Here is a 25,803-nt window from a genome sequence, read left to right on the forward strand (position 1 = left end):
GATGAAGTAGTTGTTCTGTTCAATTGTTTTATTATGAACTAAAACCAGATCAATTACGTGATAAAAGAAACATACTAAGATGAGTGGGTAAGGTATTCCGTCGAATATCTTGCTCACTCATCTTAGTATGTTTTTGTCTTTCTCAAATGGCTCAACTCTAATAATCTGAAGCAGCAATTGATTTCGGAGCGTTATTTATAGATTTTAGATCTAAGTATTATGCTGTTTTATTTAAAAATAATCAACATTTATATTTTAAAACAATATTATATATAGTATAATATGTTGTGAAAGAAGATATTGTATAAAAGAAGGTGAAGGAATGCACATCCAAGTTCCAACGATATTACTTGATGGCACGGTATTAGCTGCATTGAGTAAAGAAGATATGTATGGCTATGCGTTGACTAAAATCGTACAGGAAAGCCTGTCGGTAAGTGAGTCAACGATGTATCCCGTCTTAAGAAGGTTAAAAAAAGAAGGATTTTTAGATACTTATGATGAACCCTTTGAAGGAAGAAATCGTCGATATTATCAATTAACACCAGCGGGGTATAATCGGTTAGAAGATATTATTGATGAGTGGATCGTCTTTCGAGATTCCTTAAATCGATTATTGGAGGATAATAAACATGAATGAATATTTAGATGAGGTAATAGAGGAAATCCAAGAGATTCCTGAAGATGACCGATTCGATTTGATTCAATATTATGAAGAATATTTTTTAGATTCTGGCAAAACAATTGATCAAATCATTGAAGAATATGGTACGCCTAAACAGTTTGCGCTTAAATTGAAAATCAATTATTTCTCTGAACAAGATGATTCAGCAACAGATGAAATCAACCCAAGAAGTTCTAAACGACAAATTCGTTTGATTTGGATGATCGTGATTGGCTTATGTGCCTCCCCTCTGTTGATTCCTTTGGCGATTGGTTTTGTTGCAGTGATCGTGGGGTTATTATGTCTATTAGTCGCTTTGCTGGTAGGTGGTTATGTCGGTTGTATTACTGTTTTAGGACTTGGATTATTTTCAGTTGTTTCGGGTATTGGTGTGTTGGGGCAGTCGATAGAAAGTGGATTATTTTACGTTGGATTAGGGCTATTCGCTACTGGAACCGTCGTCTTCTGTGCGCCGCTCCTTCTGAAAATGACAAAATGGATATTTAAAATGATGATGAATTTTGTGAAGTGGGTTGGACGTCGTTTTGTAACGAGACGTGCGATTCATTCGTCGAAGTTATAAGAAAAAGAGGTGTGAAGATGAAATTAAAATATTTTTTAATGGCTGGTCTAGGCTTGATGGTTAGTGGTGGCTTACTTGCTGGGACAACCTATGCGTTTGGGACGCACCGAAGCCTTGCTTGGGAAAATGGCCCTCAATTGGTCGAAATGAACCATGACTCACAAGTGATATCGACAAAAGAAAAAATCAACAAAATAGTGGTCAATGCACAATACCAACAAGTTGAGATCAAACGTGGCAAAAATTTTGAAGTTAACTCTACGTATGAAAAAGCAAGTAAACCTCAAGTCACTACTAAAGGAGATACTTTGACGATTAACGGAAATGGTCGTGAACAAAACGTCTTGTTTCATGTAATGAATAACACATCCAAAATCACCCTGACAGTTCCTAGCGAACTTCCTTTAGATCAACTTGTGTTAGAAGGAGAGCAAGGACAACTTTTATTAAATGACGTAGTGAGTGAGAATGTTTCCGTTACAAATAATGGTGGATACATTACATTTAATAAAGTTGATGGAAAAAAAGTTAAAGTAAATTCTGTGCAAAGTTATGTAAATATTGATAATTCAGATATTTCAAACATCGAATTGAATGCCAAGTATGGGAATCTATTCTTAAATGGATTCAAAAATACTCAAGGAACAGTTATGTTAGAAAATTGCTATGTAGACTTTCTTGATAATGGAGAGATTGGATTAGATATTGATCTATTAGGGATGTCAACTGTCACAAAAAATAATGAAGAATTACCAATCAAAACAGTGATCAAAGGAGAAAACAATATAAAAATCACTGGTTATGATAGCAGTGTGGTGATAGCTGACGAAAACCATCAGTATGATGTTTAAAAAGGATAAAGTCTGTCATTAAGAGGAAGTAAAGAGAAATAAATCGAAGAGGTTCAAAGATAGGTGCAACTATTTTTGGAACTTTTCGATTTTTTGATTAAGCGATTTTTTTCAAAAGATTTTGAATGACGGTCGTTGATTATGGATGATGATCCACGTAAAAGTTTTTTCGAATAACGGTTTATTCACATTTAGATAACGATTTTACATCTTTTATCTCGGATAGGTGTTTGATAGATAGTTTCTCAGATAGGTTAGCTAATATAACAGACATGACTGTTAGGATGCTAAGACATCGGGCAGTATCATGGGGAAGAACGATTTTTTTCATCGCTTAACTTACAAATCTGTAGTAAAATAAGAGAAAATAGAGAAAACACAGCTGAGATAATAAGGTGGAAAAATAGATGAGAATAGATGAAGCGAAACGAGAAGAGCTACAGTTAGAAATAACAAAATTACATAATTATCTCACGGAACTTAATCATAAATATTATGATACAAAAAAAGAACGTGTGATGATCGATTACCCGAATAACTCAGAAGGTCGGCAATTAGAACAAGTTTACAATGAAGTATTCCATCATTTATTGAAAGTAAAGAGGGAATTAGACTATTACTCTTTGCCGATTTTAGATACAGGGATCTTAAAGTACGACGAAGAAAAAGAGCGTTTTGTGTTCAAATCAGTTCGAGAGAATTTGATTCTTTCTGCAGGAATTGATTTAGAGATTTTAGTGGAAGATTATTTTACTGAAGAAAAACATTGGGTACGCACAAGGTTAGAATATCTACCCCAAACTTCCGGAGGACCACAAGTGAGTGGTTGGTATATCACAGAAGATAAGGAATTAGAATTAGAGGGAGTGATGGCACGGATTAGAAAGAAACCAATCATGTAGGAATGGTCTAAGAAAGGAACTAAGTGATGAGTGAAAAGAAAGCGGTTTATGTAAATGGGTATATTGGATTGAGCGGTTTGGTGTTATTAGTTGGTATCGGCGGCTTCTTATTCTATTTTGGCATGACAAGTGGAGCGATCTTCCAGACGGTCATGGGTTTTGTTTGTTGGTTGATTGCTATTGCACTACTAAGCTCCGCAACGGTTGTTAGTCCCAACCAAGCAAAAGTTATTTTGTTTTTTGGACAGTACATTGGGACGATACGAGAAAGTGGGTTTTTCTTAACGGTTCCGTTTGCACAAAAAATCAACTTATCTTTAAAAGTACGAAATTTTAACAGTTCGGTTTTAAAGGTGAACGATTTAGATGGCAATCCCATCGAAATATCTGCCGTCGTAGTTTTTAAAGTTGTTGACACGGCTAAGGCGTTGTTCGATGTGGCGTATTACCAAGATTTTGTTGAGATTCAAAGTGAGACAGCGATTCGTCATATTGCTAGCCAATACCCTTATGATACTTTCAATGAAGAAGATTTGACTTTGCGAGGCAATACGACTGCCATTTCTGATGAATTAGCCAACGAGCTACAAGAGCGGTTATCTGTTGCTGGGGTCGAGGTGATTGAAACGAGATTGAATCATCTAGCGTATGCGACTGAAATTGCTAGTGCAATGTTACAAAGACAACAAGCAAAAGCTATTTTATCTGCTCGGCAAACGATCGTTGAAGGAGCAGTTACGATGACACAAATGGCATTGGAACAAATTGAAACAGGACAAGAGATCAATTTCACAGATGATCGGAAAGTCCAATTAATCAATAACCTACTTGTTTCGATTATTACAGATAAAGGAACACAACCAGTCATTAATACAGGGACAGTGAAAGAAAAATAGCCATTATTGAGTAAATATCGTATGATTGTAACGAATTTTTCAACTGTATTTTTTCTATAATAGAACAGTAGAGTAGTCAGAGACTGAGCCAAAACTCAGTCTTTTTTAGTATCTCTAAAAACGAATAAATGGCGTTCAAAGAGCTGACCTCTTGTTCACGGTAAGATCAAAGCAGCATCTTCAAAAAATATGAGAAGCAGTTTTCGGAAATTCCTTCTTATTTCTTGATGCTAAACACTTTTATCTCAACTTCTTTTTATAAAATTCATCAAACTATTATCTAAATAAAAAACGATTCGATTCAAGCTTGCGAATCACTCTTTTGCTTTGTGATAGATAAATGACAATATTGAAAGATATTTGACAGTTAAATCAAAGGTAAAATACGGTCTTTTTTTTTATAATTGCCCTATCATATGTGAAAGAAGGAGAGGAAATGAAGAAACTACTGGTCGGGATTGGCATTTCCATTGCAGCGTTGGTATTAGGTTCGGTAGTTTTTATCTTTGGGGGCCTAAAAATTGCGGATCGAATGATCATGGGTGGCGATAGCTACTATGTCAAAATTACGACAGATGGAGAAAAAGAGGAAATAAAAGATAATCGTGATGAAATAACCATCCAATATAAATATACTCTTCCCGGATATGATGAAAAGGGAAGTGAAAAAATATTAACATTTAATGGACAAAAACCGCGTCCTTTAAGAAAAGGAGCCTATTTAGAGATTACATGGAATAAAAACAAAGGTGTCACTTCTTATGAAGAAGTCAAACAAAACGATATACCTAAGTTAGCACAAGAAAAACTAAGTAAAGGATAGATGAAAATGGAAAAAATTGTTGAGGTTCAAAATGTAACAAAAATCTACGGTAAGAATAATGAGAAGAAAACACAAGCCTTAAGTGGAATCAGCTTTACAGTAGAAAAAGGAGAATTTATCGGAATCATGGGGGCTTCTGGATCTGGTAAATCAACGTTGTTAAATATTTTATCTACATTAGACAAACCCACAGACGGAAATATCCGAATCAATCAAAACGATGTAACAAAGTTAAAAGGAAACCAATTAGCAGACTTTCGTGCGAAAGAGATTGGCTTTATTTTCCAAGATTTTAATTTACTAGAAAACTTAACTGCACAAGAAAACATTGCAGTACCACTTTCCTTACAAGGTGTTAAACCTAAAGAAATCAAGCGACGGGTCAAAGCAGTAGCAGAACGTTTATCGATTTCTCATATCATGGGAAGTTATCCTTCTGAAATTTCAGGTGGTCAAAAACAACGGGTAGCAGCAGCTCGTGCCTTGGTTACACAACCAACGATCTTATTAGGTGATGAACCGACTGGAGCTTTAGATTCTAAGAGTGCGCGTGATTTGCTAGATACGATGAAAGAATTGAATCAAAAAGATGATGTTTCAATTCTATTAGTAACACATGATCCGTTTTCTGCCAGCTACTGTGAACGAATCTTATTTATCAAAGATGGCGGTATCCACGAAGAAGTCAAACGTGGCGAACAAAGCCGTGATGAGTTTTATCGTCATATTCTAACGATCTTAGGAAATCTAGAACAGTAAGGGGAGGAAAAAACATGCTTTGGAAATTATCGCTTACTGGGATTAAAGGGCGTTTAAGAGATTATATTGTATTATTTTCAGGTTTGGTTATGACTTCAGCTATTTTTTATATGTTCGAGTCAATCGCAAGCAATGAAGCGTTTTTAGAAAGTAATTCTACCGTTGGATCAACTGTTTTAATTTTTCATTTTGGCTCGGTATTATTAGCAATCATTACTTTTGTATACATCCTTTATGCTAATTCATTTTTAATGGCGATGCGTCAGAAAGATTATGCAATGTTTATGATGTTAGGGGCTAAGGGCAGAAAAATTGCACAAATGATTTTTACCGAAACATTTGTTGTGGGTGCAACGGCGACCGTCGTTGGCTCTGCGATTGGTGTAGGGCTAACAAGTATTGTGGAACGAATACTCGTTGAACAATTAAACATTTCAATTACACATTTTACACCATTTAGTGTAAAGGGTATTCTGATCACTCTTTTCTTTTTTGCTGTTTTGTTTTTATTAGCAGCAATCACCAATGCTTTTTCAATTGTGAAAAAGCCAATTCTTACATTGATTCGTGCGGAAGCTACACCAACACGAATGAAACAAAATAAATTTTTATTTTTACTTGAAGTTGTATTAGGGGTTGTTTTATTAGGCGTTGGTTATTACGTTCTATCAGAAATTGCACGTATTGGATTGTCTGGTTTAGGGATTTCTCTCGTAACGATTTGTCTGGGAACCTATTTCATTTTCCATTCAGTGATTATTTTCTTCTTGTCTTTACTGAAAAAATCAGAAGGTATCTCATTGAAAAAGTTGAACAACTTTACCTTATCACAATTAAGCTTTAGGATTCGGGACTATACGCAAATGCTTTCAATGGTAGCGATCTTATTTGCTTTAGCTTTAGGAGCGTTAACGGTTGGTTTAGGATTCAGAAATCAAATCTCCGCATTGACCAATTCATCAAACGCTTATGATTTAGTTCTAAACAATGCACAAAAGATTGACCAAGGAAAAGTCAGAGAACTAAATCCAACGTCAAATAACATCTATGCTCAAAAAGAAGATGAACAATACGTTTATTACAATTATGATGAATGGGAAAAAGAGCCGCTTAGATATATTGCATATAGTGGGAACACTTTTGCGGATAACAAAGTAAAGACAGCAACTGGTGAAGAAATCGCAAAATCAAGTGAGTTGCAAGAGACATTAAGACAAAACGAATTACCTACGCAACAAGCGAAGGGAATAAAATTAGTTCGTGCGAGTGAATTCGATCAATTAGCGCTGCCAGAAACAACGCTACAATTAATTACAGTCAAAGATTTTGAAGCAAGTTTACCAGGTATCGAAACATTAGTAAAAGAAAATAATCAAGTCAATCCAGAGTTGAAAGATTACCAAGCCATGAGTGGACAAAAATATGAAATGTATCAACAAGTGAATGGTATTTTCTCAGGGATGGAATTTATGGGCTTCTTCCTAGGAATTGCGTTCTTAGCGATGTTAGCAAGTTGCTTGATGTTTAAGATTCTTTCAGGTAGTAAGAGCGATATTGGTCGATATACGATGTTAGAAAAAATCGGTGCGACTCGTGGCTTATTAAGACAATCGATTCGACGAGAAATTGGTGTTTTATTCTTAGCACCTGGTATTTTAGGAGCGATCCATGTCTTATTTGGTTTAAGACTATTTGAATTTTTAATGAATGATCCATATCGTGATGTGTTGATACCGTTCGGAATTTTCTTTGTCATGTACTTTATTTACTATGTATTGACTGTTTGGTTATATACAAGTATTGTTTTGAAAAGAGAGAAATAAAAATACTCTAAATAGGTGAAATTGGTTGGTTTCATCGATAGCACTTGTTAAAGAGACGAAAAAGAAGCATTGGTTCATCTGAGGTATTGACTAGGTAATATCAGCTTCTGGAATAAATTGTTCCATATGGGTTACTGAAGTGGTTTGATGGACGATCCAATAGTTTAACAAAAGGCACACTCCTTTGATTTTTGTTCGTTACTTGAATCTTACAAGGTTGTGTGCTTTTTGTGTACGCTAAAACAAAAAACATCTGAGACATCACACGTTCACTCTAAACATGAATAAGCCGGAGAAGAGACTGAGACAAAACTTGTCTCAACCTCTTCTCCGGCTTGTTTTCAGAGCTAGACACTTCTGTCATAGCTTTTTTTAAGTTAATCTACTCCACGATGGATGGATGATCGCTAAGTTTTTCAATAAAGGAATGGTATCGGCTTTGACTTTAATGACAGTCGTTTTTGGAATTTCTCTGGCAGATAGTTGCAAGTACAATTCCCAGTAATTTGGTGTTTTCATTGTAGAAAGATATTCTGGTTTTTTCCTAATTGTTTTTAAAGACCAAGTGTCTACATCAACTAGCGACATCTCATTTTTATCCCAAGACACAGGTACTACCAAAGGTTTTGAAACATTTTTAACTTTGGTTTCTTTATTATCTTCTTTTTTCGGTTCATCGTATTTAGTTAAATCATACGATTCAATGATCGCATTCAATTTTTTGGCGTATTGTTTATCTGTAGCATAGCGGCCTTCCAGATACTTCGTTGCCTCTTTATAACTTTTGGCTTCAGATTTCCAAGTTGGTTTGTAGAAATCTTTGTTATTGGACAACCCGCCTTTGATCAATTTCGCATAGTCTTCTAAGCTTTCTTTATAAGAAGGGTATTTACGGAAGGTTGCATGGATTTGGTAATTTGCACCGTTGCTGTCTTGTTCCAAAGTATTGAACAAAACACTTTTTCCTTCATAAGTTCCTTTTATGCCAAACAGATTATAGTTTGGTTCACTTGCCAACAAACTATTGCCAGAACCACTTTCTAAAATCGCTTGAGCCATCATAACAGAAGCGTAAATGCCTTCTTTTTGACCAATTTCTTGCGCGCTTGTAGCAATTTTTTTCAAAAACTGATCCGTTGTTTGATTTTTTGTAAAGTTGAATGAATCATTTAAACCATCTAAAATCGACTGGTTTTTCAGTTGGTCAGTCACGCTTGGTAGACCTGCGATATTGACACGTACTGCAAAATCTGGTCTGAAATCAGCAATTGAAGTAATCCGAACTTTGTCACCTGGTTGAGGGGCATGAATAAATTGTCCATTACCAATATAAATCCCAACGTGGTGAGTGACACCTGAGGAAGGTCCCCAGAATACTAAGTCACCTGGTTGTGCTTGATCTATTGGAATCTGTGTTCCAGCGTATTGTTGTTCACCTGTCCATCCACCGATATAATGACCAGTGGCTTTCATGTAAACATAATAAGCTAAACCCGAACAGTCAAATGTACTTGGTCCTTTTGCTCCCCAAACGTAGGGTCTGCCTAAATATTTATAGGCTTCTTTCACGATTTCTTTTTGAACTGCTGTCGTGTTTGTTGGTAAAGTTGTTTCAATCGGTGTTTTGCTGACAAAATCGGAGGACCCGTCTACAGGATTTTCAATTCCTGACTGTTGACCTTTATTTTTGTCATTTGTTTGGTGATTGGAAGAATTATTGGTATTCGCTGAAACAACTGAATCGTTACTGGTTGACGTTGACGGTTTCGATTGTTCTTTTGAACTATCAGTTGGTTTATTTTTGTCTGTGCTAGGTTTCGTTGTATCATTAGGTTTTGTCGTTTGAGAAGAATCTTGAGTATTTCCAGCTGAATTAGTCGTATCCTGAGTAGAAGAGTCTTCAGATGGAACAGTTGGTGTGTTGAATGAAGCAGTCAATGATAGATCCATTACACCAACGACAAAGAATCTTTTTTGATAATTCACTTCTTGGGCACCATTTACTTGGAAAGAAAGTAATTTTTCACCTTTAGGAGGGGTGATTTCATAGAACACTTTCGTTCCTTCTTTCAACCCACTGACCGTGCCATTAGGTTGGATGGTCAACTCTTTTTCTTCTCGAGGGGCGCTACTGATAACAGACAGCTTAATTTTCCCCAGTAATTCGGGATTAACTGTCAGTGTATGTGTCGCAACTTCTTCCGCAGGTTTCTCAGTTGATTCACCTGTTTCAGTCGTTGATGAATCAGTGGTTGATGATTCACCCGTTGAGCCAGTTGTGGCTGATGAATCTGTGGTGGACGATTCAGTTGTGTCTGTACTTGATGCTGTTGAAGTTACAGAATCACTTCCCGAAACAAGTGAGCTACTTGTAGTTGTTGGTTGGTTTTCTGTTGCAAAAACAGCTTGAGTCGATAAAATCGTTGGAGCAATCAGCCAAGATGTAGCAAGTAGGCGTATTGCTTTATTTTTGTTCATATGCGGTACTCCTTTTCTTTTTGCTTGTGACGAGTCTCTATGCTCATGCAACTGTTGTTAATACATAACAAAGATCTGATTTTTTTGATTAATAAGCTACGATTCTTTTTTCTAATAAGTCGCTTCGCTTTAACATTTTAATTATTCTGCATGCCATTAATTTGTTGGGGGAGAACAAATTTGGGGGAAATGGTCATACTACTTAAATTGTACCAAAGGAGATAGATTTCTACAAAATATTTGTAAAAATAACGACCGTAAAAAACAAAAAAAAATAAAACACAAAAATACTTCATCATGTTTTATTTTTTTCTTCATAATTTATTCACAAATGCTACTTACACGCTTAGTTGAAGCTCTTTTTTTCAATTCTACTGGTAATAATTTTTCGCTCCATTCTTTTTCAGGCGACTGGATACGGGCTAATAATAATTGAGCAGCAGATTGACCTAATTCAAAAATTGGTTGAGCGATCGTCGTTAATTTTGGTTTGACATATTCACACATATCCACATTATCGTATCCAATCACGCTATAATCTTCGGGGATTTTCTTTCCATGTTCTTCCAACCCACGATAAATACCAAAAGCGAGCTCGTCGTTTAAGGCAAAGATTGCGGTCGCAGAGGAATTAAGAATCGTTGGAACGACCTGGTACCCACCATTTTTAGAAAAATGAGTAGGTAGTAACAATAAATTGTCGTGCGAGAGCTGATAAAAATCTAGTGCATGTTTAAAACCCTCGATCCTACGATAGACGTTTTCAGGGGGATTTTGTGGATAAACGAGCGCAATGGATTGGTGACCTAAATGAAGTAAGTGTGTACCAGCCAAGTATCCTCCACGAAAATCATCTGTGCTGATTGCATCACTAAATCCTTCAGCCTTTTTTTGATCCAACACAATAAAAGGTCGATTTTGTTTCTTGAGATTTTCATTGATTGCTGTAGTCGAAACAGCGGAAGTAGCTATGATAAACCCATCGACGCCTCGTCGTGCTAATTCGGCTAAATACTCAATTTCTTTTTGATGGTCAGAATCAGCGTTACATAAAATCGTCACGAAGTTTTGTTTGTATAACACATCTTCAATTCCACGCATTAGCGTATTAAAAAAAGGGTTGGTGATATCCGGCACGAGGACACCAATCGTTTTTGTTTCTTTCGTAATCATTTGGCGAGCGACATAGTCAGGTTGATAGCCGAGAATGTCTTTTGAAGCAAGCACTTTTTCAACTGTTTTAGCGCTGAATTTTTCTTCATTACCATTTAAAATCAATGAAACAGTGGCAATGGAAACACCAGAATGTTTTGCCACGTCTTTAATCGTTATTTTCTTTTTCTTCATTCTGATACTCCTATCTAACGGTTACTTTTATTTTCCCATGGAAAACCAGCAATGTAAATGAAAAACAAGGCGTGTTTGGTTCCTTTATCTGGCTTCTTCGATTGCTTGAAGGATTTCTTTGGTTGTACGCACTCGTGCTGTTTTTGGAAACATTTTTTCAAAAAAGAGCGTATGAAGTTCTAGATCTCGATCACTACAACCATCTTCGATAACAATAACATGGTAACCATGTTGAAAAGCATCTAAAGCGGTGGCATAGACACCGTTTGAAGTTGCTACACCTGAAAGAATGAGCGTATCGATCTTTCTTCGACGAAGTTGGGCATCTAAAGACGTTCCAAAAAAAGCACTTGGATTATGTTTAGTGATCGTGAGTGTGTTTTGTGTTCCTTTGGTGGTAGGTTCAAGTAATAAATCAGTAAATTCTTTAGGGGGGGTATAAAAAGAACCTGCTTGTGCTCGGTCATTTTTAGCACTCAAATACTGAAAGCTGGTAATATCGACATTGACTAGTATATTCCAAGCAGGTGTATGCTTTAACTGCTCAGCAATCAGTTGATTGTTTGAGAGGATGGTGGTTGCATCATAAGGGAATAATTGCCCAGAATTCACAATTCCTTTTTGGAGATCGATCGGTAAAAAAGCTGTTTTTGCTAATTCGAGTGGAATAGGTGATTTTGTAGTAGTCATGGGTTTTCCTTCTTTCAATAAATAGATCGTTTTCCATGTAAGTAAAACATAATTTCTGTATTTGTCAATGAATCGTCTATCAAATCTTTAGTCTGATTCATTTCAATGGTAAAATAAAAAGTAGCGACTTTATTCGTAAAGAGATGGAGATGAGAGAAGAAGGATGAGCTATGTAGAAGTAATCAACGAATGTAAACGGTACAAAATGGGAGAAACAACGATTACCGCAAATGATAATATTTCATTTGCGATCAAAAAAGGAGAACTAGTCATTATACTTGGTCCAAGTGGTGCAGGGAAGTCAACTGTTCTTAATATATTAGGCGGGATGGATAAGCCAGATGAAGGGCAAATCATCATTGATCAGACAGACATCGCTCAGTTCAACGATAAACAATTGACCGCCTATCGTCGAACAGATGTCGGATTTGTATTTCAATTTTATAATTTGGTACCGAATTTAACAGCAAAAGAAAATGTCGAGTTGGCAACAGAAGTTTCACCAGATGCGTTAGATCCAGTGGAGGTATTGACACAAGTAGGTCTGGCACATCGGCTGGACAATTTTCCTTCACAGCTTTCAGGAGGAGAACAGCAGCGTGTTTCCATTGCTCGAGCATTAGCAAAAAATCCGAAATTACTTCTATGTGATGAACCAACAGGTGCGTTGGATTTTGAAACAGGGAAACAGGTGTTGAAGTTATTACAAAATGCGAGTAGAGAACATGGGAATACGGTGTTGATCATTACTCATAATTCTGCCTTAGCACCGATTGCTGATCGTGTCATCCATATCAACGATGCGAAAGTCCGTTCGATTGAAACAAACGATCATCCTTCAACCATTGATGAGATTGTGTGGTAAGGAGGGGCTATGAAAACAAAAACATATCTTAAAGCAAGTGCTAGAGAAATCAAACAATCGAAAGGTAGATTTATTGCCATTGTATTGATCATTTTGCTAGGGACCTTGTTATTCGTAGGCGTTAAAACGGCGGGGCCGGTTATGCAAAAAACGATGGATCACTATGTTGAAAAAGGCAATCTATCGGATTTACAAATCATTTCAACTGGTGGTTTAACGGAACAAGACGTAACTAGAGCCGAAAAAATCCCTGATGCACAACTGGAAACGGGAAAACAATTTTATTATTCCAGCTCAAGTAAAAACGAAGTTGTGCAAGTTTTTTCTTATAAAAAATCAAATAAACAAAACCTTTTAGAAGTAGTAGACGGGCATTTACCAAAGAATAAAGACGAACTCGTACTAGATGAAAAAGCAAAAAGTCTAGGCTATAAAATAGGCGAAACGTATACGATCGATTCTGACAACGTGAAAAAGAAAGACTATCAAATTGTTGGATTTGTACGATCGCCACTTTTCATCAATAATTTAGAACGTGGTTTTGCCAATGTCGGGAACGGCACGATTGATTATTTTGTTTATTTACCTGAAACAGAATTTAACACAGACATTCAATCGGTTATTTATTTAACGTTTAAAAATGTTTCATCCTTTGATACTTATAGTAAAGAATATCGGGACAAAATGGCACAAAACCAAAAAAGCGTGGAGAAACTTTTCCAAGATCGACCAGCTGCACGTTTAACTGAACTAAGGGAACAAGCTAAGGAGTCTTTACAACCAGAAAAAGAAAAGGTGAGTGCTGGTCAAGAACAAATTAGTCTGGCACAAAGTCAATTGGCAGCTGCCAGATCCCAACTAGAGCAACAACGTTCAATGCTCGAACAATTGCCTGAAGTACAACGAACAGTAGCAACTAATGAACTAGCTACGCAAGAAGCACAGCTAGCTGAGCAAGAAAAGCAAGTCGCTGAACAACAAGAAAAACTGAATGATGCACAGGCCCAAATTACCGAAAATGAAGAAAAGATCAATCGTTTGGAAAAACCAACCTATCGTTTCCAAGAGCGTTCAGATAATGTGGGCTTTCAAGAATTTGGTGATTTAGCTGAACGGATCGCAGCCATTGCTAATGTTTTTCCTGTTTTCTTCTTCTTTATTGCAGCATTGATCACTTTTACGACGATGACACGGATGGTCGAAGAAAACCGACGAGAAATCGGTACGTTGAAAGCATTAGGCTATACTAAATTTGAAATTGCAAAAAAATATGCTATTTATGCAAGTTTAGCTTCTGGTCTAGGAATTATTTTAGGAACCGTCTTAGGAACCAATCTATTACCAAGAATTATTTTTGAACTATCGAATGAACGCTATGATATCGGATCAGCAGTCATTTTTTATGATTGGTCTCCGATTTTACAAGCGGCAGTGGCGTTTTTTATCGCTGCATTTGGTGCAGCGATGATTGTCTTATTCAAAGATTTAAGAGAAAGACCGGCAGCTTTATTACAACCCAAAGCGCCAAAACCAGGCAAAAGAATATTATTGGAATATATCACACCACTGTGGTCAAGATTAAGCTTTAATCAGAAAATCAGTTATCGAAATCTGTTCCGTTATAAATCCAGAATGTTTATGGCAATCGTTGGGATTGCTGGTTGTGCTGGTTTAATGGTAGCAGGCGTAGGATTGAAAGACTCTTTAAGCTCTGTTTCTGATAAACAATTTGGCCCAATTACGAATTACCAAGCAATTGTCACTTTAGATGGAGAAACAGAAAACAGTGAAACAAAAGCAAAGGAACAGTTAGAATCCGATCCGAAAATTACTGATTTGCTAGCAGTAAACATGCAAACGATCGAGCTTCGGCAACAAGGACAAGCGACTCAAAGCGTTACGATGATCATACCGGAAACGTCAAAAGGTCTATCACCGTTTATTCACTTGATCTCATTAAAAGGATGTAACATGGAGTTGAATGATTCAGGAATCGTCCTCACACAAAAAGCTGCCGAACTGTTTGATGTATCTGAAGGAGACCGCCTTTCATTGTACACGGATGACCAAAAAGAGTTATCGGTTACGGTGAAAGCCATTGCTCAAAACTATTTAGGAAACTTTGTTTATATGAGCCCTGCCTATTATCAAAAAGTATCAGGAAACGAAGCTTCTACAAATGCTTATTTAGTTCAAGCTGACCCAATGTCTAAAAAACAAGAGAATGCTTTGTCAGAAAAGCTATTGGGAACCAATGCAGTAACAAATACGTCTTTTGTTTCGAAACAAATGGAAACCCAAGAAGAATCACTTGCGAACCTCGATTCAATCGTTGTGATTTTTGTCGTTTTATCAGGGCTGTTAGCGTTTATCGTGTTGTATAATTTAACCAATATCAATATTTCTGAACGAGTGCGGGAATTATCAACGATCAAAGTACTAGGCTTTTTTGATAAAGAAGTAACGATGTATATTGTGAGGGAGAATATTATTTTTACTTTAGTTGGTATTGTAGGTGGATTTGGCATCGGCTACGTCCTAACTGACTTTATTTTACAACAGGCTTCAATGGAGACGGTGATCTTCCCATTAGTGATCACTTGGAAAGCATATGCTCTTTCTGCTGTTTTGACTATTGTCTTTACAGTTATCGTCATGGTGGTGACCCACTTCAAACTAAAACACATCAATATGATTGATGCTTTGAAATCAAACGAATAAAAAAAGCTTCTTGCTAAAAGTTGAGTAGACTTTTGCAAGAAGTTTTTTTATTAAGTAACTGGTTGATGAAAAGAAAATTTGGTGTAGGGAAAATGATACGCAGGTTTTGTTATGCCAATTTGTTGGATGTGCGACAGTTTATAATGGGTGAGGTCTTCCTATTAGAGGACTTAGCTCTGTCCTTGATAAACGCTTCCTTTTCCTTTATAATAGGATTTGTAAACTTGTATATATAAGTTGGAATGATAGCTGATTGGAGGCGAATGAGGATGTCGTTTAATGAGAAAGTAGTTTATCAAATTTATCCTAAATCTTATCGTGATAGTAATGGTGACGGGATTGGCGATTTAAAAGGGATCAAAGAAAAATTACCTTATCTGCATGAACTAGGGGTCGATATGATTTGGTTGAACCCCATTTATCCGAGTCCACAAAAAGATAATGGCTATGATATTTCTGATTATGTAGCGATTGATCCACTATTTGGAACGATGGAAGAATTTGAAGAACTAGTCACACAAGCAAAGAGCTATAATATAGAGATTATGCTTGATATGGTTTTAAACCATGTCTCAATAGAACACGAATGGTTTCAAAAAGCTTTAGCTGGCGATCGTTTTTACCAAGATTTTTTTATTCTAAGAGATGAGCCAACCGATTGGGTATCTAAATTTGGTGGTAATGCATGGGCGCCTTTTGGAGATACGGGTAAGTATTATTTACATCTCTATGATCAAACACAAGCAGATTTAAATTGGCGAAATGAAGCAGTGCAAACAGAGTTGTTCAAAGTTGTTCGTTTTTGGATGTCTAAAGGGGTCAAAGGTTTTCGCTTTGATGTGATCAACGTGATCGGGAAAGATGAAGAACTCAAAAATAATGCAGAGAACCAAGGAAAAGCAGAATATACTGACAAGCCGATTACTCATACGTATCTTCAACGATTAAATCGGGAAACTTTTGGTCAAGATCCAGAAATCATCACAGTTGGAGAAATGAGTTCAACGACGATTGAAAATTGTATTTTGTATACGGAACCAAGTCGGAATGAGCTTTCGATGGTGTTCAATTTTCATCATTTGAAGGTTGATTACGAAAATGGAAACAAATGGAGTACGCCACCTTTTGATTTTGAAGCTTTAAAAAGTCTGTTCCATACATGGGGCGAAGCGATGAGTAAAGGAAATGGCTGGAATGCGTTGTTCTTAAATAACCACGACCAGCCAAGAGCCCTCAACCGCTTTGTAGCAATTGATAAATACCGCACAGAAGGGGCTAAAATGTTAGCGACGATGATCCATTTGAATCGTGGGACGCCTTATATTTATATGGGGGAAGAAATTGGGATGATCGATCCAGACTTTCAGCATATCGATGATTACGTCGATGTAGAAAGTTTAAATGCTTACCAAGAAATGCTGAACCAATCATTCTCGGAAGAAGAAGCTTTTCGGCGAATCAAGGCGAAATCCAGAGATAACGCTCGGACACCGATGCAATGGACAAGTGATGAAACAGCAGGCTTTACCACAGGAACACCTTGGTTAGGGTTAGCGGCAAATCATGAGGTCATCAATGTAGAACAAGAACGTACATCTGAGCAATCGATTTTCGCATACTACAAAAAATTGATTCAATTGCGAAAACAATATCCTGTAATTGCATCAGGGGACTATCAAGCTTATGAACCCGATCATCCCCAAGTATACGGTTATTTAAGACAATTAGACGGACAAAAATTATTGGTTTTAACTAATTTTTACGAAAATGAAACGACCATAACGATCCCAGAAGAATTTGTTAGTGCCCAACCGCTTATCAGCAATTATGCCAATACTCTTATTCAAGAGGAATTGACCCTAAGGCCTTATCAAGCGATCGCACTGTTGATCCAGTAAATAAAAGATCAAGAGCAAAAAATTGGTAAACGATGAGCCGATAGTAACTGAGCATGATCTTTGTTTCTAAAGTAAAAAAACTTTCATGAGATTGACAAATTACTGATGTCTTTATGAGCAACTGTTTTGAAAAAAACGATGAATCGGTTGCAGATAAAATTTTACACGAGATATTTTGAAAGAAATTTGAATTTTTAATGGACTATCAGCTAGTGGGAAAACATTCGACCCTTAATCCATGAGTTATTGGATTAAGGTCGTTTTTATTTTGTCTAAAAACAAATGTGAGATAAGAAGAAAGAATCATGAAAAAATCGATTGAGTAATGTTAAAATTGAGTATTGCAAATCAAAGAATATGATGGAAGCAATAACAATTTAATGTATGCTCTCATCTAAGAAAAAAGAGGATACAATATCATTAATATACCTAGTGTAAGATGGACTATAAATCTTTTATTTGTATTTTGCATAAAACTTGCCTGAAGTTTTTCTGAAACCCAAACAAATTGTAATTCGTTTTTGGGATAGTCTATTAAATACTGTTTAAATATTTCGCGTTCCTTTTTTTTGGATTTAATTAAGTAAAAACCTGTAACAGCACTGATGGTAAGGGCTATTCCTAAATAGGGAATTATATAATTCAAATTTTTGGGAACGTCTTCAATAGGGAAAAAGCAGCGAATAACACGTTCCAAAATAAAAAAGACAATAACATAAATGATAAATGAAAATTTTCTTTTTAGAGCAAAAGAAGGGTCCTTTTTTTCATAATATTGTGAGATTGCTTTTTTTCGTTTCTTTTGTTCTTGTTCAGTTAGGTTTGGAAAAGTACGCTCTCTTTCTTGTTTATATAGAGCCATGATATCTGAATACTCCTGTTGGATCTGCCTGACTTTGTAGACTGTATAAATAAAACTACCATAATATATTAAAGTAAACATAAATTTAATTAAAAGCATGATTTAGTTCTCCTTAAAGACCTTTTTTTAATTATAGCAAACAACATTTGAAAGTAGCTTTAAAAATGTAATAAAAAAGAGAGCGGGGCAATAATCAGATTTTTTTCTGACTATTGTCTCACTCTCTTTTTCTTTTACCCATTAACCTTTACATAAAGCGTACCATGTAGGTGAAAAATTTCTTCAGATGATAAGTAGTAGAAGAAGCTTGATTGATTTCCTCGATCAATGAAATAAATATATACAAAAAAACGTTATGGTAAACGCTCAAAATTCAAGAATATTAATTGGGAATATTGAGCGTTTATGCTTGCTTAGAACAAGTAAAATAAACGCTACAGGGGAGATAATCAATACGATTTTTTCAGCTTCGGTAACAAGACATTGGAAAGAGACATCAATTGAAAACAGGGGAAACACCTAAAGCTGATGAAGTGGTATTGACGAGAAAGTAATGATCAAAAATAAGAGCAAAAAAGGAGTAAATATGAGTAAGAAAAAATTAACAGCAAAACGTAAAAAACAGCTATTAACGATGTTTGCGGTGGCTGGGGTGATGGGAAATACCGGGATTGCACCAACGATGGCATTAGCGGATACTTTGTCACCAACAGCTGAAACTGCTACTGAACAAACACAGGCGAATGAAGCAAAAGAAGTCATCGATCAAACGATACAAAACGTCACAGATCCGTTAGTAAACACAACGGATTCAACCACTACAGCTAGTGATTCATTAGCACCAACAGCTGAAACAACGGATGACACCCAAAACCAAGCAACAGAACAAGAGCAAGCAACAGCAGCGACTACCGACAGTGAAGAGGATGCAACTAATCCAACAGCTGAAGCGCCAAAAGTAGCGCAAAAAGCGAACGTGGCAGCAGCTTCTAAGATAACTGGCACATGGGGTACCAGCTCGTATACTTTTGATGAAAACACAGGAGTATTGACAATCGGAGCAGGTGAGTTAAGTGGCTATAAAGAATCGCCATGGAGCAGCGACAAAGTAGATAGTAATGCCATCAAAAAAATTGTCTTGGCTGGGAAAGTAGTTGCTCCAGAAAATTCTAAATTCTTATTTAGTACAAGTACCGCTAATAAGGATCTTACGAATGTAACTGAAATCGAAGGGCTAAGTCAACTGGATACCAGTAAAGTAACAGCTATGAGTTATATGTTTTATGGTATGAGCAGTGTAACAAGTTTAGATGTAAGTAGCTTTGATACCAGTAACGTAACAACTATGGATTATATGTTTAAAGGTATGAGCAGCGTAACAAGTTTAGATGTAAGTGGTTTTGATACCAGTAAAGTAACAGATATGGGTAATATGTTTAGCGGTATGGATAGCGTAACAAGTCTAGATTTAAGCAACTTTGACACTAGCAAAGTAACATCTATGTATAATATGTGTACTGGTACTCCACTTAAGAAATTAACACTAGGAGACACATTTAAATTTGTTAATGGACAAGGAGGTCTTACTTCTGCTTGGAAGCGAGAAGATGGCAAAGGGACGTTTTATTCAGCAAAAGATTTCATGAAAAACTATGGCACTGGTGATTTGACTGCTGGCACGTATGTTTCCGTTGAAACAGGCACATGGGGAACTAGTCCGTATAACTTTGATGAAAATACAGGGGTATTGACGATCGAAGCAGGTGAGTTAAGTAGCTCTGCAGAATCACCATGGAACAGCAAAAAAGTAGATGGTAAAGCCATCAAGAAAATAGTCTTGTCTGGGAAAGTAGTTGCTCCAAAAGATTCTAGGTTATTATTTAGTGGAAATACCTCGGATGACAAACCTACGAATGTAACTGAAATCGAAGGGTTAAGTCAACTGGATACCAGTAACGTAACATATATGGGAGATATGTTTAAAGCTTTGAGTAGCATAACAAGTCTAGATGTAAGTAGCTTTGATACCAGTAACGTAACAGCTATGAGTTATATGTTTTATGGTATGAGCAGTGTAACAAGTTTAGATGTAAGTAGCTTTGATACCAGTAATGTAACAGATATGCACTCTATGTTTAATTTTGTCAGTAGCTTAACAAGTCTAGATGTAAGTAACTTTGATACCAGTAACGTAACAGATATGGGTTATATGTTTAGAGGTATGGGTAGCGTAAAAAGTCTAGATTTAAGCAACTTTGACACTAGCAAAGTAACAGATATGGGTAATATGTTTGCTGATACTCCACTTAAGAAATTAATTCTAGGAGATACATTCAAATTTGTAAATGGACAAGGAGCTCTTACTTCTGCTTGGAAGAGAGAAGATGGCAAAGGTAAGGCTTATACAGCAGAAGATTTCATGAAAAACTATGGCACTGGTGATTTGACTGCTGGCACGTACGTTTCTGCTACAGGATGGTGGGGTACCAGTCCGTATAATTTTGATGAAAACACAGGGACATTGACGATTGAAGCAGGCGAATTAAGTGGCTATAAAGAATCGCCATGGTTCGAAAACAAAAAAGTAGATGCTAAAGCAATCAAGAAAATTGTCTTGTCTGGAAAAGTAGTTGCTCCAGAAAATTCTAGGTTATTATTTAGTGGAAATACCACGGCTGAAAAACCTACAAATGTAACTGAAATCGAAGGGTTAAGTCAACTGGATACCAGTAACGTAACAGATATGTGGAAAATGTTTAAAGATATGAGTAGCATAACAAGTCTAGATGTAAGTGGCTTTGATACCAGTAACGTAACAGATATGGCTTCTATGTTTTATGGTATGAGCAGTGTAACAAGTCTAGATTTAAGCAACTTTGACACTAGCAAAGTAACAGATATGGGTTATATGTTTACTAATACTTCACTTAAGAAATTAACACTAGGAGACACATTTAAATTTGTTAATGGAGAAGGAGATCTTACTTCTGCTTGGAAGCGAGAAGATGGCAAAGGGACGTTTTATTCAGCAAAAGATTTCATGAAAAACTATGGCACTGGTGATTTGACTGCTGGCACGTATGTTTCCGTTGAAACAGACACGTGGGGTACTAGTCCGTATATGTTTGATGAAGATACAGGAACGTTAACAATCGGAGCAGGTGAGTTAAGTGGTTATGAAGAATCACCATGGAACAGCGACAAAGTAGATATTAAAGCCATCAAGAAAATTGTCTTGTCTGGAAAAGTAGTTGCTCCAGAAAATGCTAATTTATTATTTACTGGAAGTAGCATTAAAGGTGACCTTGCGAATGTAACTGAAATCGAAGGGTTAAGTCAACTGGATACCGGCAACGTAACAAGTATGGTTTCTATGTTTAACGGTCTGAGTAGCGTAACAAATTTAGATGTAAGTGGTTTTGATACTAGCAACGTAACAGATATGAGAGCCATGTTTAAAGGTATGGGTAGCATAACAAGTCTAGATTTAAGCAACTTTGACACTAGCAAAGTAACACATATGAGTAATATGTTTAGTGGTATGGGTAGCATAACAAGTCTAGATTTAAGTGGTTTTGATACTAGTAACGTAACAAATATGCAGGATATTTTTAAGGACACACCTCTTGCTAAATTAACACTAGGCGATCACTTTAAAGCGGTTGGAGACACTGGTTTATCAGCACCGAAAGCATTGAACGATGGAGATCAGCTGACAGGGAATTGGATTCGTGAAGATGGTCAGTCCAAAGGCTATTCACCTGCTGACTTTATGACAAATTACGGAACTGGTGATTTAACGGCAGGAACTTATGTGGCAGAACTAGTGAAAAGTGAGTTGAAACCACAAGAATATCATGTAGGAGATGTCAATATTACTGGAACCTACACAGGGGATATGTCTCTCGGACGATTAACCGTTAATGGCAAAGTGGTCAGCTGGGGCGGTAGCTTCAAAGATGGTCAATTCAGCTATTATGTCGGTGTTGGCAAATTAAAAGTCGGTGACAAAGTCGTATTAGATGGCTACAACAAAGAGAAGGAATTGATAGATTCAAAAGAGATTGAAGTGATTTCCGAATCTTCAGGATCAATTGATCAGGTGGACACTTATAAGCTAGGTGATTCAACCATTACTGGAACTTATACGGGGGATATCCATAAAGGAAAACTAGTAGTGAATGGGGAAGTAATCAGCTGGGGCGGAACCTATAAAGATGGTAAGTTTAGCTATTATGTGAACTCTCAAATCATCAAAGCAGGGGATCAAGCAACGATTCAAGGCTATGATAAATTCGATACACCACTAGGGGACCCGCAACCAGTGACTATAGGAGAACAACTGGGTCAATTAACAGAAGCCCATCGTGTGGGAATCAGTACAGTAATCGAAGGAAGCTACACAGGCGATGTTTACCAAGGAATCTTGTTGGTCAATGGCGAAAAAGTTAGTCAAGGCGGTAGCTTCAAAGATGGCAAGTTCAGTTATTATGTAGGAAACCTCAAAGTATCAGAAGATGATCAGGTAGTCTTGATGGGTGCCAACAATCGAGGGCAACAAATTCCAGGATCAGAGATTGATGTCACTATTCAAACACCAACAGCTGAAATCAACGAATTGACTTATAAAATCGGCACACAAACGATCAAAGGAGCCTATGGCTCTGATACCCAAGTCCACCAAGGACACTTGTTTGTCAATGGTAAACTGATCAGTAAAGGTGGGAGCTTTAAGGATGGGGCAATCAGTTATTATGTGAAGCCAGATCTAATCAAAGCTGATGATCAAGTAACGATGAATTTCTATGATGGAAGTGGCAACTTATTGGCTGAAAACCAAACAGTGTCTGTAAATTAAGGAAAAAACAAATTAATGTAAGTCTAAAAACTGGGGCATTGATTAGAAAAAATCTGATCAATGTCTCAGTTTTCTTGATTTAAGATACGCTCAAAATTAAAACAGGTTGAGCTAAATGAGGAATACCGGAATGTGTACAGAGGTTTATATTTTGTGTCAAATAAAATTAAAAATTTATGCCATTTAAAAAGAAAAGTGACACACAAAAAATACATTATATCAGGGGTTTCTTCTTTTTTAAACTTGTGAACTTAGCTGTTTTTTCCCTTTCTATTCTTACTTTTTAGTTTAAAAATATCTATTGTCATTGTGTCGATCAAATCTCCATTTTCTGGACACTAATATCTAAAAATAAATATGATGTAAAATTATGCGTTACTTAGTGTTATGTAGTAATCACACTGATCAACCTGCCAAGATTCCAATCACAACCACCTTTGAACAACATGAAACAACGATGACTAATAACAGTGGATTTAACGCTTCGCAAAATCCATTGGATGGACAATGATATTAGCAATGATGATTTCCCATTCTGATTGTAAAAGATCAATAAAGTTGATATAATGAATACGAAAAGAGGAGTTGCGCTAACAACTCCCTTAACAGCACCGTTTAAGACGGTGACCAGTTTAATATTATTTTTGAAAAATAATCGTCGACCGGCTAAAGCTGACGGTTATTTTTTTTGATTGTTGTTTACAACTGCCAAGATTCCAAAAATGATTGTTGCGATTAAAGAACCGAAACCAATCATTAATCCTAACGCCGTTTCAACAGGCAAAAGGCTTCTCCTTTCTGTAAGATTTTGGAAGTACGCACATACGCACCACCTCACTTTCAATCGGATAGCCACCGTCACAAACTTTACTGTCTTGATTATTATTAGCATATCTAAAATCGATTAAAAATTCTCGATTTTAGTTGTTTTTTCTATAATTTTAGCGAGGTGATCGTGATGGAATAATCTATTGTTTTACTCGGTAAAATTCAGGAAATCAAGACACAGCCATTGCTTGTGCGATTTACATTACCAATGAGCCCTGAACCAATCAATCAGTGGTCAATATAGAAATAACGGATAAATTGCTTATTTTGGAAGAAGGCAATTATACTATTTCAGTAACAGGTCACTTCAATAAACGGAATCACTTAGTCATTGAATCGATGTAAATTAAAAACCCCAATCATTTTATGCGATTGATGAGCATAAAAAAGAAGAGCTGCACTCCTAAATGTGGATTGCAGCTCTTGTTGTTTTACATAGATACAGGAAAAAAGGTCTGTTTAGTAGAGACTGGGACAATAGTCTTCTTCAGTAAGAAAATAAGCTTGGTCGTCCTAGTCCCTCGTTTTTTTGAGAGATGTTCCAGACTTTCTTTACTCTTTTTCAAAGTAGTCTTTTTCCGAAAATTCTGCTTTTTGGTAGACACCCTGATCGCCATAATACTTGTTGTAGCGTTGTTTGAACTTTTTAAAAGTAAAGACAACCAATAATTTGATCAATGTGTAAATTGGGATACCAAAAATTACACCCATGAGTCCTAGTAAATCACCCATCACTAATAAAACAATCAAAATAGTGATTGGATGGACTTGAAGGCGATTGCCCATAACTCGAGGGATAACTAAGTCCCCATGAAGTAATTGGACGATGAACCAGACCAAAACAAACTTAATTGCCATGAATGTCGAATCTTGGAAAGCAATAAACAATCCAGGAAAGAAGGCAATAAATGGTCCAATGTAAGGAATGATACATAAAATCCCAGCTGCGATTGCTAGTATGCTTGCAAATTCTAAGCCGATCAATAAAAATGTGACCCAATAAACAGCTCCTAAGATGAAAGAAGCAATGATTTGCCCTTTTAAGAAATCACCTAATTGTTGATTGGCGATTTTAGTCAATGTCCGAAAATCTGTACGGAACTTGGGTGGTACGATCCCTAACACAGCTTGATAAAATTTCTGAGGATCTCTTAATAAGAAGAACGCAATGATTGGACCAGTAAACAATGTAATAAAGGTAGATGTTACTGCTGAAAAGATATTCCCGATACTTTGTGCACCACTTTCCCAATAATCGCCAATAAACGAGGCAAAATTAGACGTCCAATCATCAATCGATGAAAAGAATTGATCGAATGTGTCCGCAAAAGGTGTTTGCGCTAGGAAGTTTTTCAAAGTTTGTATAAAATCGTTAAATAAATCAGGAAAACTAGTCATTAGTGTTTTGGCTTGTTGCTCCAAGAAAGGAACTAACCAAACACTCCCTAAGCCGATCAAAAATAAAATAATGACATAAACGATAGTAACAGATAAATTTCTAGATAGTTTTCGGCTCAAACGTTTGATCAACGGGTCTAGTAAATAATATAAAACTAACGCAAATAGTACTGGGGCGAGTGTCGTTGCAAAAATCACAAAAAATGGTTTAAAAATAAAACCGATCTGCTGAAAAAAATAGATCACTAAAGCTAACATAATCAACAACCCTAATACATAATAGGAAGTCGTTCCTCCTAGAAAACGTATCAGACGAGACTGATCTTTAGAATTATTCTTCAATTTATTACTCCTTTCAATGTACTAAATCGCTCTAAGTTCAAGATAAAAGTAAAAGGAAATTGTTTTTTACCTATCGGGAACGTCAAGCTGATTTATCTTATTATAGTCGGAACTAGTGACAAAAAGAAAATGATACTGTTCAGAAATGGCTAGAAAATAAAAAGAAATAGTTTTAAGAAAACGCTTGACTATTTATTTAGCGATATGATAAATTA

At 36.3% G+C, this 25,803-nt stretch carries 19 protein-coding genes; 13 read left to right on the forward strand and 6 right to left on the reverse strand.

All coding sequences use genetic code 11. The features are described 5' to 3' along the window. Positions 1-322 precede the first annotated feature (322 nt). The 8 genes from IGJ23_RS01420 (at position 323) to IGJ23_RS01455 (ending at position 7,301) form a co-directional block, all read left to right on the forward strand. On the forward strand, positions 323-640 hold the full coding sequence (locus IGJ23_RS01420; protein WP_010736935.1) for a PadR family transcriptional regulator: 318 nt from the start codon (positions 323-325) through the stop codon (positions 638-640). Then, complete coding sequence (locus IGJ23_RS01425; protein WP_438774545.1) at positions 633-1,247, forward strand: DUF1700 domain-containing protein; 615 nt, start codon at positions 633-635, stop codon at positions 1,245-1,247. The genes IGJ23_RS01420 and IGJ23_RS01425 overlap by 8 nt, the downstream gene beginning before the upstream one ends. A gap of 17 nt (positions 1,248-1,264) precedes the next feature. Further along, on the forward strand, positions 1,265-2,098 hold the full coding sequence (locus IGJ23_RS01430; protein ID WP_010736937.1) for a DUF4097 family beta strand repeat-containing protein: 834 nt from the start codon (positions 1,265-1,267) through the stop codon (positions 2,096-2,098). Between the two features lie 407 nt (positions 2,099-2,505). Then, positions 2,506-3,000, forward strand: coding sequence for a DUF5348 domain-containing protein (locus IGJ23_RS01435; protein WP_010720238.1), 495 nt, complete (start codon positions 2,506-2,508; stop codon positions 2,998-3,000). A gap of 26 nt (positions 3,001-3,026) precedes the next feature. Then, positions 3,027-3,896 (forward strand): SPFH domain-containing protein, encoded by an 870-nt coding sequence (locus IGJ23_RS01440; protein ID WP_178286897.1) that lies wholly within the window; start codon positions 3,027-3,029, stop codon positions 3,894-3,896. 436 nt (positions 3,897-4,332) lie between these two features. Next, on the forward strand, positions 4,333-4,719 hold the full coding sequence (locus IGJ23_RS01445; RefSeq protein ID WP_284613706.1) for a YxeA family protein: 387 nt from the start codon (positions 4,333-4,335) through the stop codon (positions 4,717-4,719). 6 nt (positions 4,720-4,725) lie between these two features. Beyond that, positions 4,726-5,478: an ABC transporter ATP-binding protein gene (locus IGJ23_RS01450; protein WP_010720235.1), complete on the forward strand. Its 753-nt coding sequence runs from the start codon at positions 4,726-4,728 to the stop codon at positions 5,476-5,478. A gap of 14 nt (positions 5,479-5,492) precedes the next feature. Next, the gene (locus IGJ23_RS01455; RefSeq protein ID WP_063626493.1) at positions 5,493-7,301 is read left to right on the forward strand and encodes an FtsX-like permease family protein; all 1,809 of its coding nucleotides are present in this window, start codon (positions 5,493-5,495) and stop codon (positions 7,299-7,301) included. Positions 7,302-7,673: 372 nt separating this feature from the next. On the opposite strand, the gene IGJ23_RS01460 is transcribed toward IGJ23_RS01455, so the two are convergent. The 3 genes from IGJ23_RS01460 to IGJ23_RS01470 form a co-directional block, all read right to left on the reverse strand. Further along, positions 7,674-9,779, reverse strand: coding sequence for a glucosaminidase domain-containing protein (locus tag IGJ23_RS01460; protein ID WP_438774546.1), 2,106 nt, complete (start codon positions 9,777-9,779; stop codon positions 7,674-7,676). Positions 9,780-10,100: 321 nt separating this feature from the next. Continuing rightward, positions 10,101-11,126, reverse strand: a complete 1,026-nt coding sequence (gene rbsR, locus IGJ23_RS01465) for a ribose utilization transcriptional repressor RbsR (protein WP_010720232.1) — start codon at positions 11,124-11,126, stop codon at positions 10,101-10,103. A gap of 84 nt (positions 11,127-11,210) precedes the next feature. Continuing rightward, a complete protein-coding gene (locus IGJ23_RS01470) occupies positions 11,211-11,816 on the reverse strand; it encodes a cysteine hydrolase (protein WP_010720231.1) in 606 nt (201 codons plus the stop codon). A gap of 163 nt (positions 11,817-11,979) precedes the next feature. Between IGJ23_RS01470 and IGJ23_RS01475 the strand changes: the two genes are divergently transcribed. The 3 genes from IGJ23_RS01475 to treC all read left to right on the forward strand — a co-directional run bounded on the left by IGJ23_RS01475 (position 11,980) and on the right by treC (position 17,300). Continuing rightward, positions 11,980-12,681, forward strand: coding sequence for an ABC transporter ATP-binding protein (locus IGJ23_RS01475; RefSeq protein WP_010720230.1), 702 nt, complete (start codon positions 11,980-11,982; stop codon positions 12,679-12,681). A gap of 9 nt (positions 12,682-12,690) precedes the next feature. Then, on the forward strand, positions 12,691-15,402 hold the full coding sequence (locus tag IGJ23_RS01480) for an FtsX-like permease family protein (protein ID WP_438774547.1): 2,712 nt from the start codon (positions 12,691-12,693) through the stop codon (positions 15,400-15,402). A 269-nt stretch (positions 15,403-15,671) separates the two neighbouring features. Continuing rightward, entirely contained in the window at positions 15,672-17,300 is a 1,629-nt protein-coding gene (treC, locus tag IGJ23_RS01485) for an alpha,alpha-phosphotrehalase (RefSeq protein WP_034699232.1), read from the forward strand. 394 nt (positions 17,301-17,694) lie between these two features. Here treC and IGJ23_RS01490 read toward each other — a convergent pair whose 3' ends face one another. Next, positions 17,695-18,261 carry a hypothetical protein gene (locus tag IGJ23_RS01490; RefSeq protein WP_367010830.1) on the reverse strand — a complete coding sequence of 189 codons (567 nt, stop codon included), beginning with the start codon at positions 18,259-18,261 and terminating at the stop codon, positions 17,695-17,697. Between the two features lie 487 nt (positions 18,262-18,748). Here IGJ23_RS01490 and IGJ23_RS01495 point away from each other — a divergent pair, with 487 nt between their 5' ends. Together IGJ23_RS01495 and IGJ23_RS01500 are read left to right on the forward strand one after the other, a co-directional pair. After that, entirely contained in the window at positions 18,749-23,020 is a 4,272-nt protein-coding gene (locus tag IGJ23_RS01495; RefSeq protein WP_438774548.1) for a BspA family leucine-rich repeat surface protein, read from the forward strand. Positions 23,021-23,390: 370 nt separating this feature from the next. Continuing rightward, positions 23,391-23,531 carry a hypothetical protein gene (locus IGJ23_RS01500; RefSeq protein WP_161298828.1) on the forward strand — a complete coding sequence of 47 codons (141 nt, stop codon included), beginning with the start codon at positions 23,391-23,393 and terminating at the stop codon, positions 23,529-23,531. A 168-nt stretch (positions 23,532-23,699) separates the two neighbouring features. Here IGJ23_RS01500 and IGJ23_RS01505 read toward each other — a convergent pair whose 3' ends face one another. Then, entirely contained in the window at positions 23,700-23,804 is a 105-nt protein-coding gene (locus IGJ23_RS01505; RefSeq protein WP_223603620.1) for a putative holin-like toxin, read from the reverse strand. A 596-nt stretch (positions 23,805-24,400) separates the two neighbouring features. Continuing rightward, positions 24,401-25,588: an AI-2E family transporter gene (locus tag IGJ23_RS01510; RefSeq protein WP_010720222.1), complete on the reverse strand. Its 1,188-nt coding sequence runs from the start codon at positions 25,586-25,588 to the stop codon at positions 24,401-24,403. Positions 25,589-25,803 lie beyond the last annotated feature (215 nt).

Source organism: Enterococcus sp. DIV1682a (assembly GCF_051711005.1).
Lineage (GTDB): Bacteria > Bacillota > Bacilli > Lactobacillales > Enterococcaceae > Enterococcus_B > Enterococcus_B hirae.

What these genes read in the sequence shown, in the direction of transcription:
- IGJ23_RS01495 (WP_438774548.1), top strand. Translation starts at nt 18,749, where the DNA reads ATGAGTAAGAAAAAATTAACAGCAAAACGTAAAAAACAGCTATTAACG.
- IGJ23_RS01420 (WP_010736935.1), top strand. Translation starts at nt 323, where the DNA reads ATGCACATCCAAGTTCCAACGATATTACTTGATGGCACGGTATTAGCT.
- IGJ23_RS01435 (WP_010720238.1), top strand. Translation starts at nt 2,506, where the DNA reads ATGAGAATAGATGAAGCGAAACGAGAAGAGCTACAGTTAGAAATAACA.
- treC (WP_034699232.1), top strand. Translation starts at nt 15,672, where the DNA reads ATGTCGTTTAATGAGAAAGTAGTTTATCAAATTTATCCTAAATCTTAT.
- IGJ23_RS01440 (WP_178286897.1), top strand. Translation starts at nt 3,027, where the DNA reads ATGAGTGAAAAGAAAGCGGTTTATGTAAATGGGTATATTGGATTGAGC.
- IGJ23_RS01470 (WP_010720231.1), bottom strand. Translation starts at nt 11,816, where the DNA reads ATGACTACTACAAAATCACCTATTCCACTCGAATTAGCAAAAACAGCT.
- IGJ23_RS01490 (WP_367010830.1), bottom strand. Translation starts at nt 18,261, where the DNA reads ATGCTTTTAATTAAATTTATGTTTACTTTAATATATTATGGTAGTTTT.
- IGJ23_RS01475 (WP_010720230.1), top strand. Translation starts at nt 11,980, where the DNA reads ATGAGCTATGTAGAAGTAATCAACGAATGTAAACGGTACAAAATGGGA.
- IGJ23_RS01460 (WP_438774546.1), bottom strand. Translation starts at nt 9,779, where the DNA reads ATGAACAAAAATAAAGCAATACGCCTACTTGCTACATCTTGGCTGATT.
- IGJ23_RS01430 (WP_010736937.1), top strand. Translation starts at nt 1,265, where the DNA reads ATGAAATTAAAATATTTTTTAATGGCTGGTCTAGGCTTGATGGTTAGT.
- IGJ23_RS01500 (WP_161298828.1), top strand. Translation starts at nt 23,391, where the DNA reads ATGCGTTACTTAGTGTTATGTAGTAATCACACTGATCAACCTGCCAAG.
- IGJ23_RS01450 (WP_010720235.1), top strand. Translation starts at nt 4,726, where the DNA reads ATGGAAAAAATTGTTGAGGTTCAAAATGTAACAAAAATCTACGGTAAG.
- IGJ23_RS01455 (WP_063626493.1), top strand. Translation starts at nt 5,493, where the DNA reads ATGCTTTGGAAATTATCGCTTACTGGGATTAAAGGGCGTTTAAGAGAT.
- rbsR (WP_010720232.1), bottom strand. Translation starts at nt 11,126, where the DNA reads ATGAAGAAAAAGAAAATAACGATTAAAGACGTGGCAAAACATTCTGGT.
- IGJ23_RS01480 (WP_438774547.1), top strand. Translation starts at nt 12,691, where the DNA reads ATGAAAACAAAAACATATCTTAAAGCAAGTGCTAGAGAAATCAAACAA.
- IGJ23_RS01445 (WP_284613706.1), top strand. Translation starts at nt 4,333, where the DNA reads ATGAAGAAACTACTGGTCGGGATTGGCATTTCCATTGCAGCGTTGGTA.
- IGJ23_RS01425 (WP_438774545.1), top strand. Translation starts at nt 633, where the DNA reads ATGAATGAATATTTAGATGAGGTAATAGAGGAAATCCAAGAGATTCCT.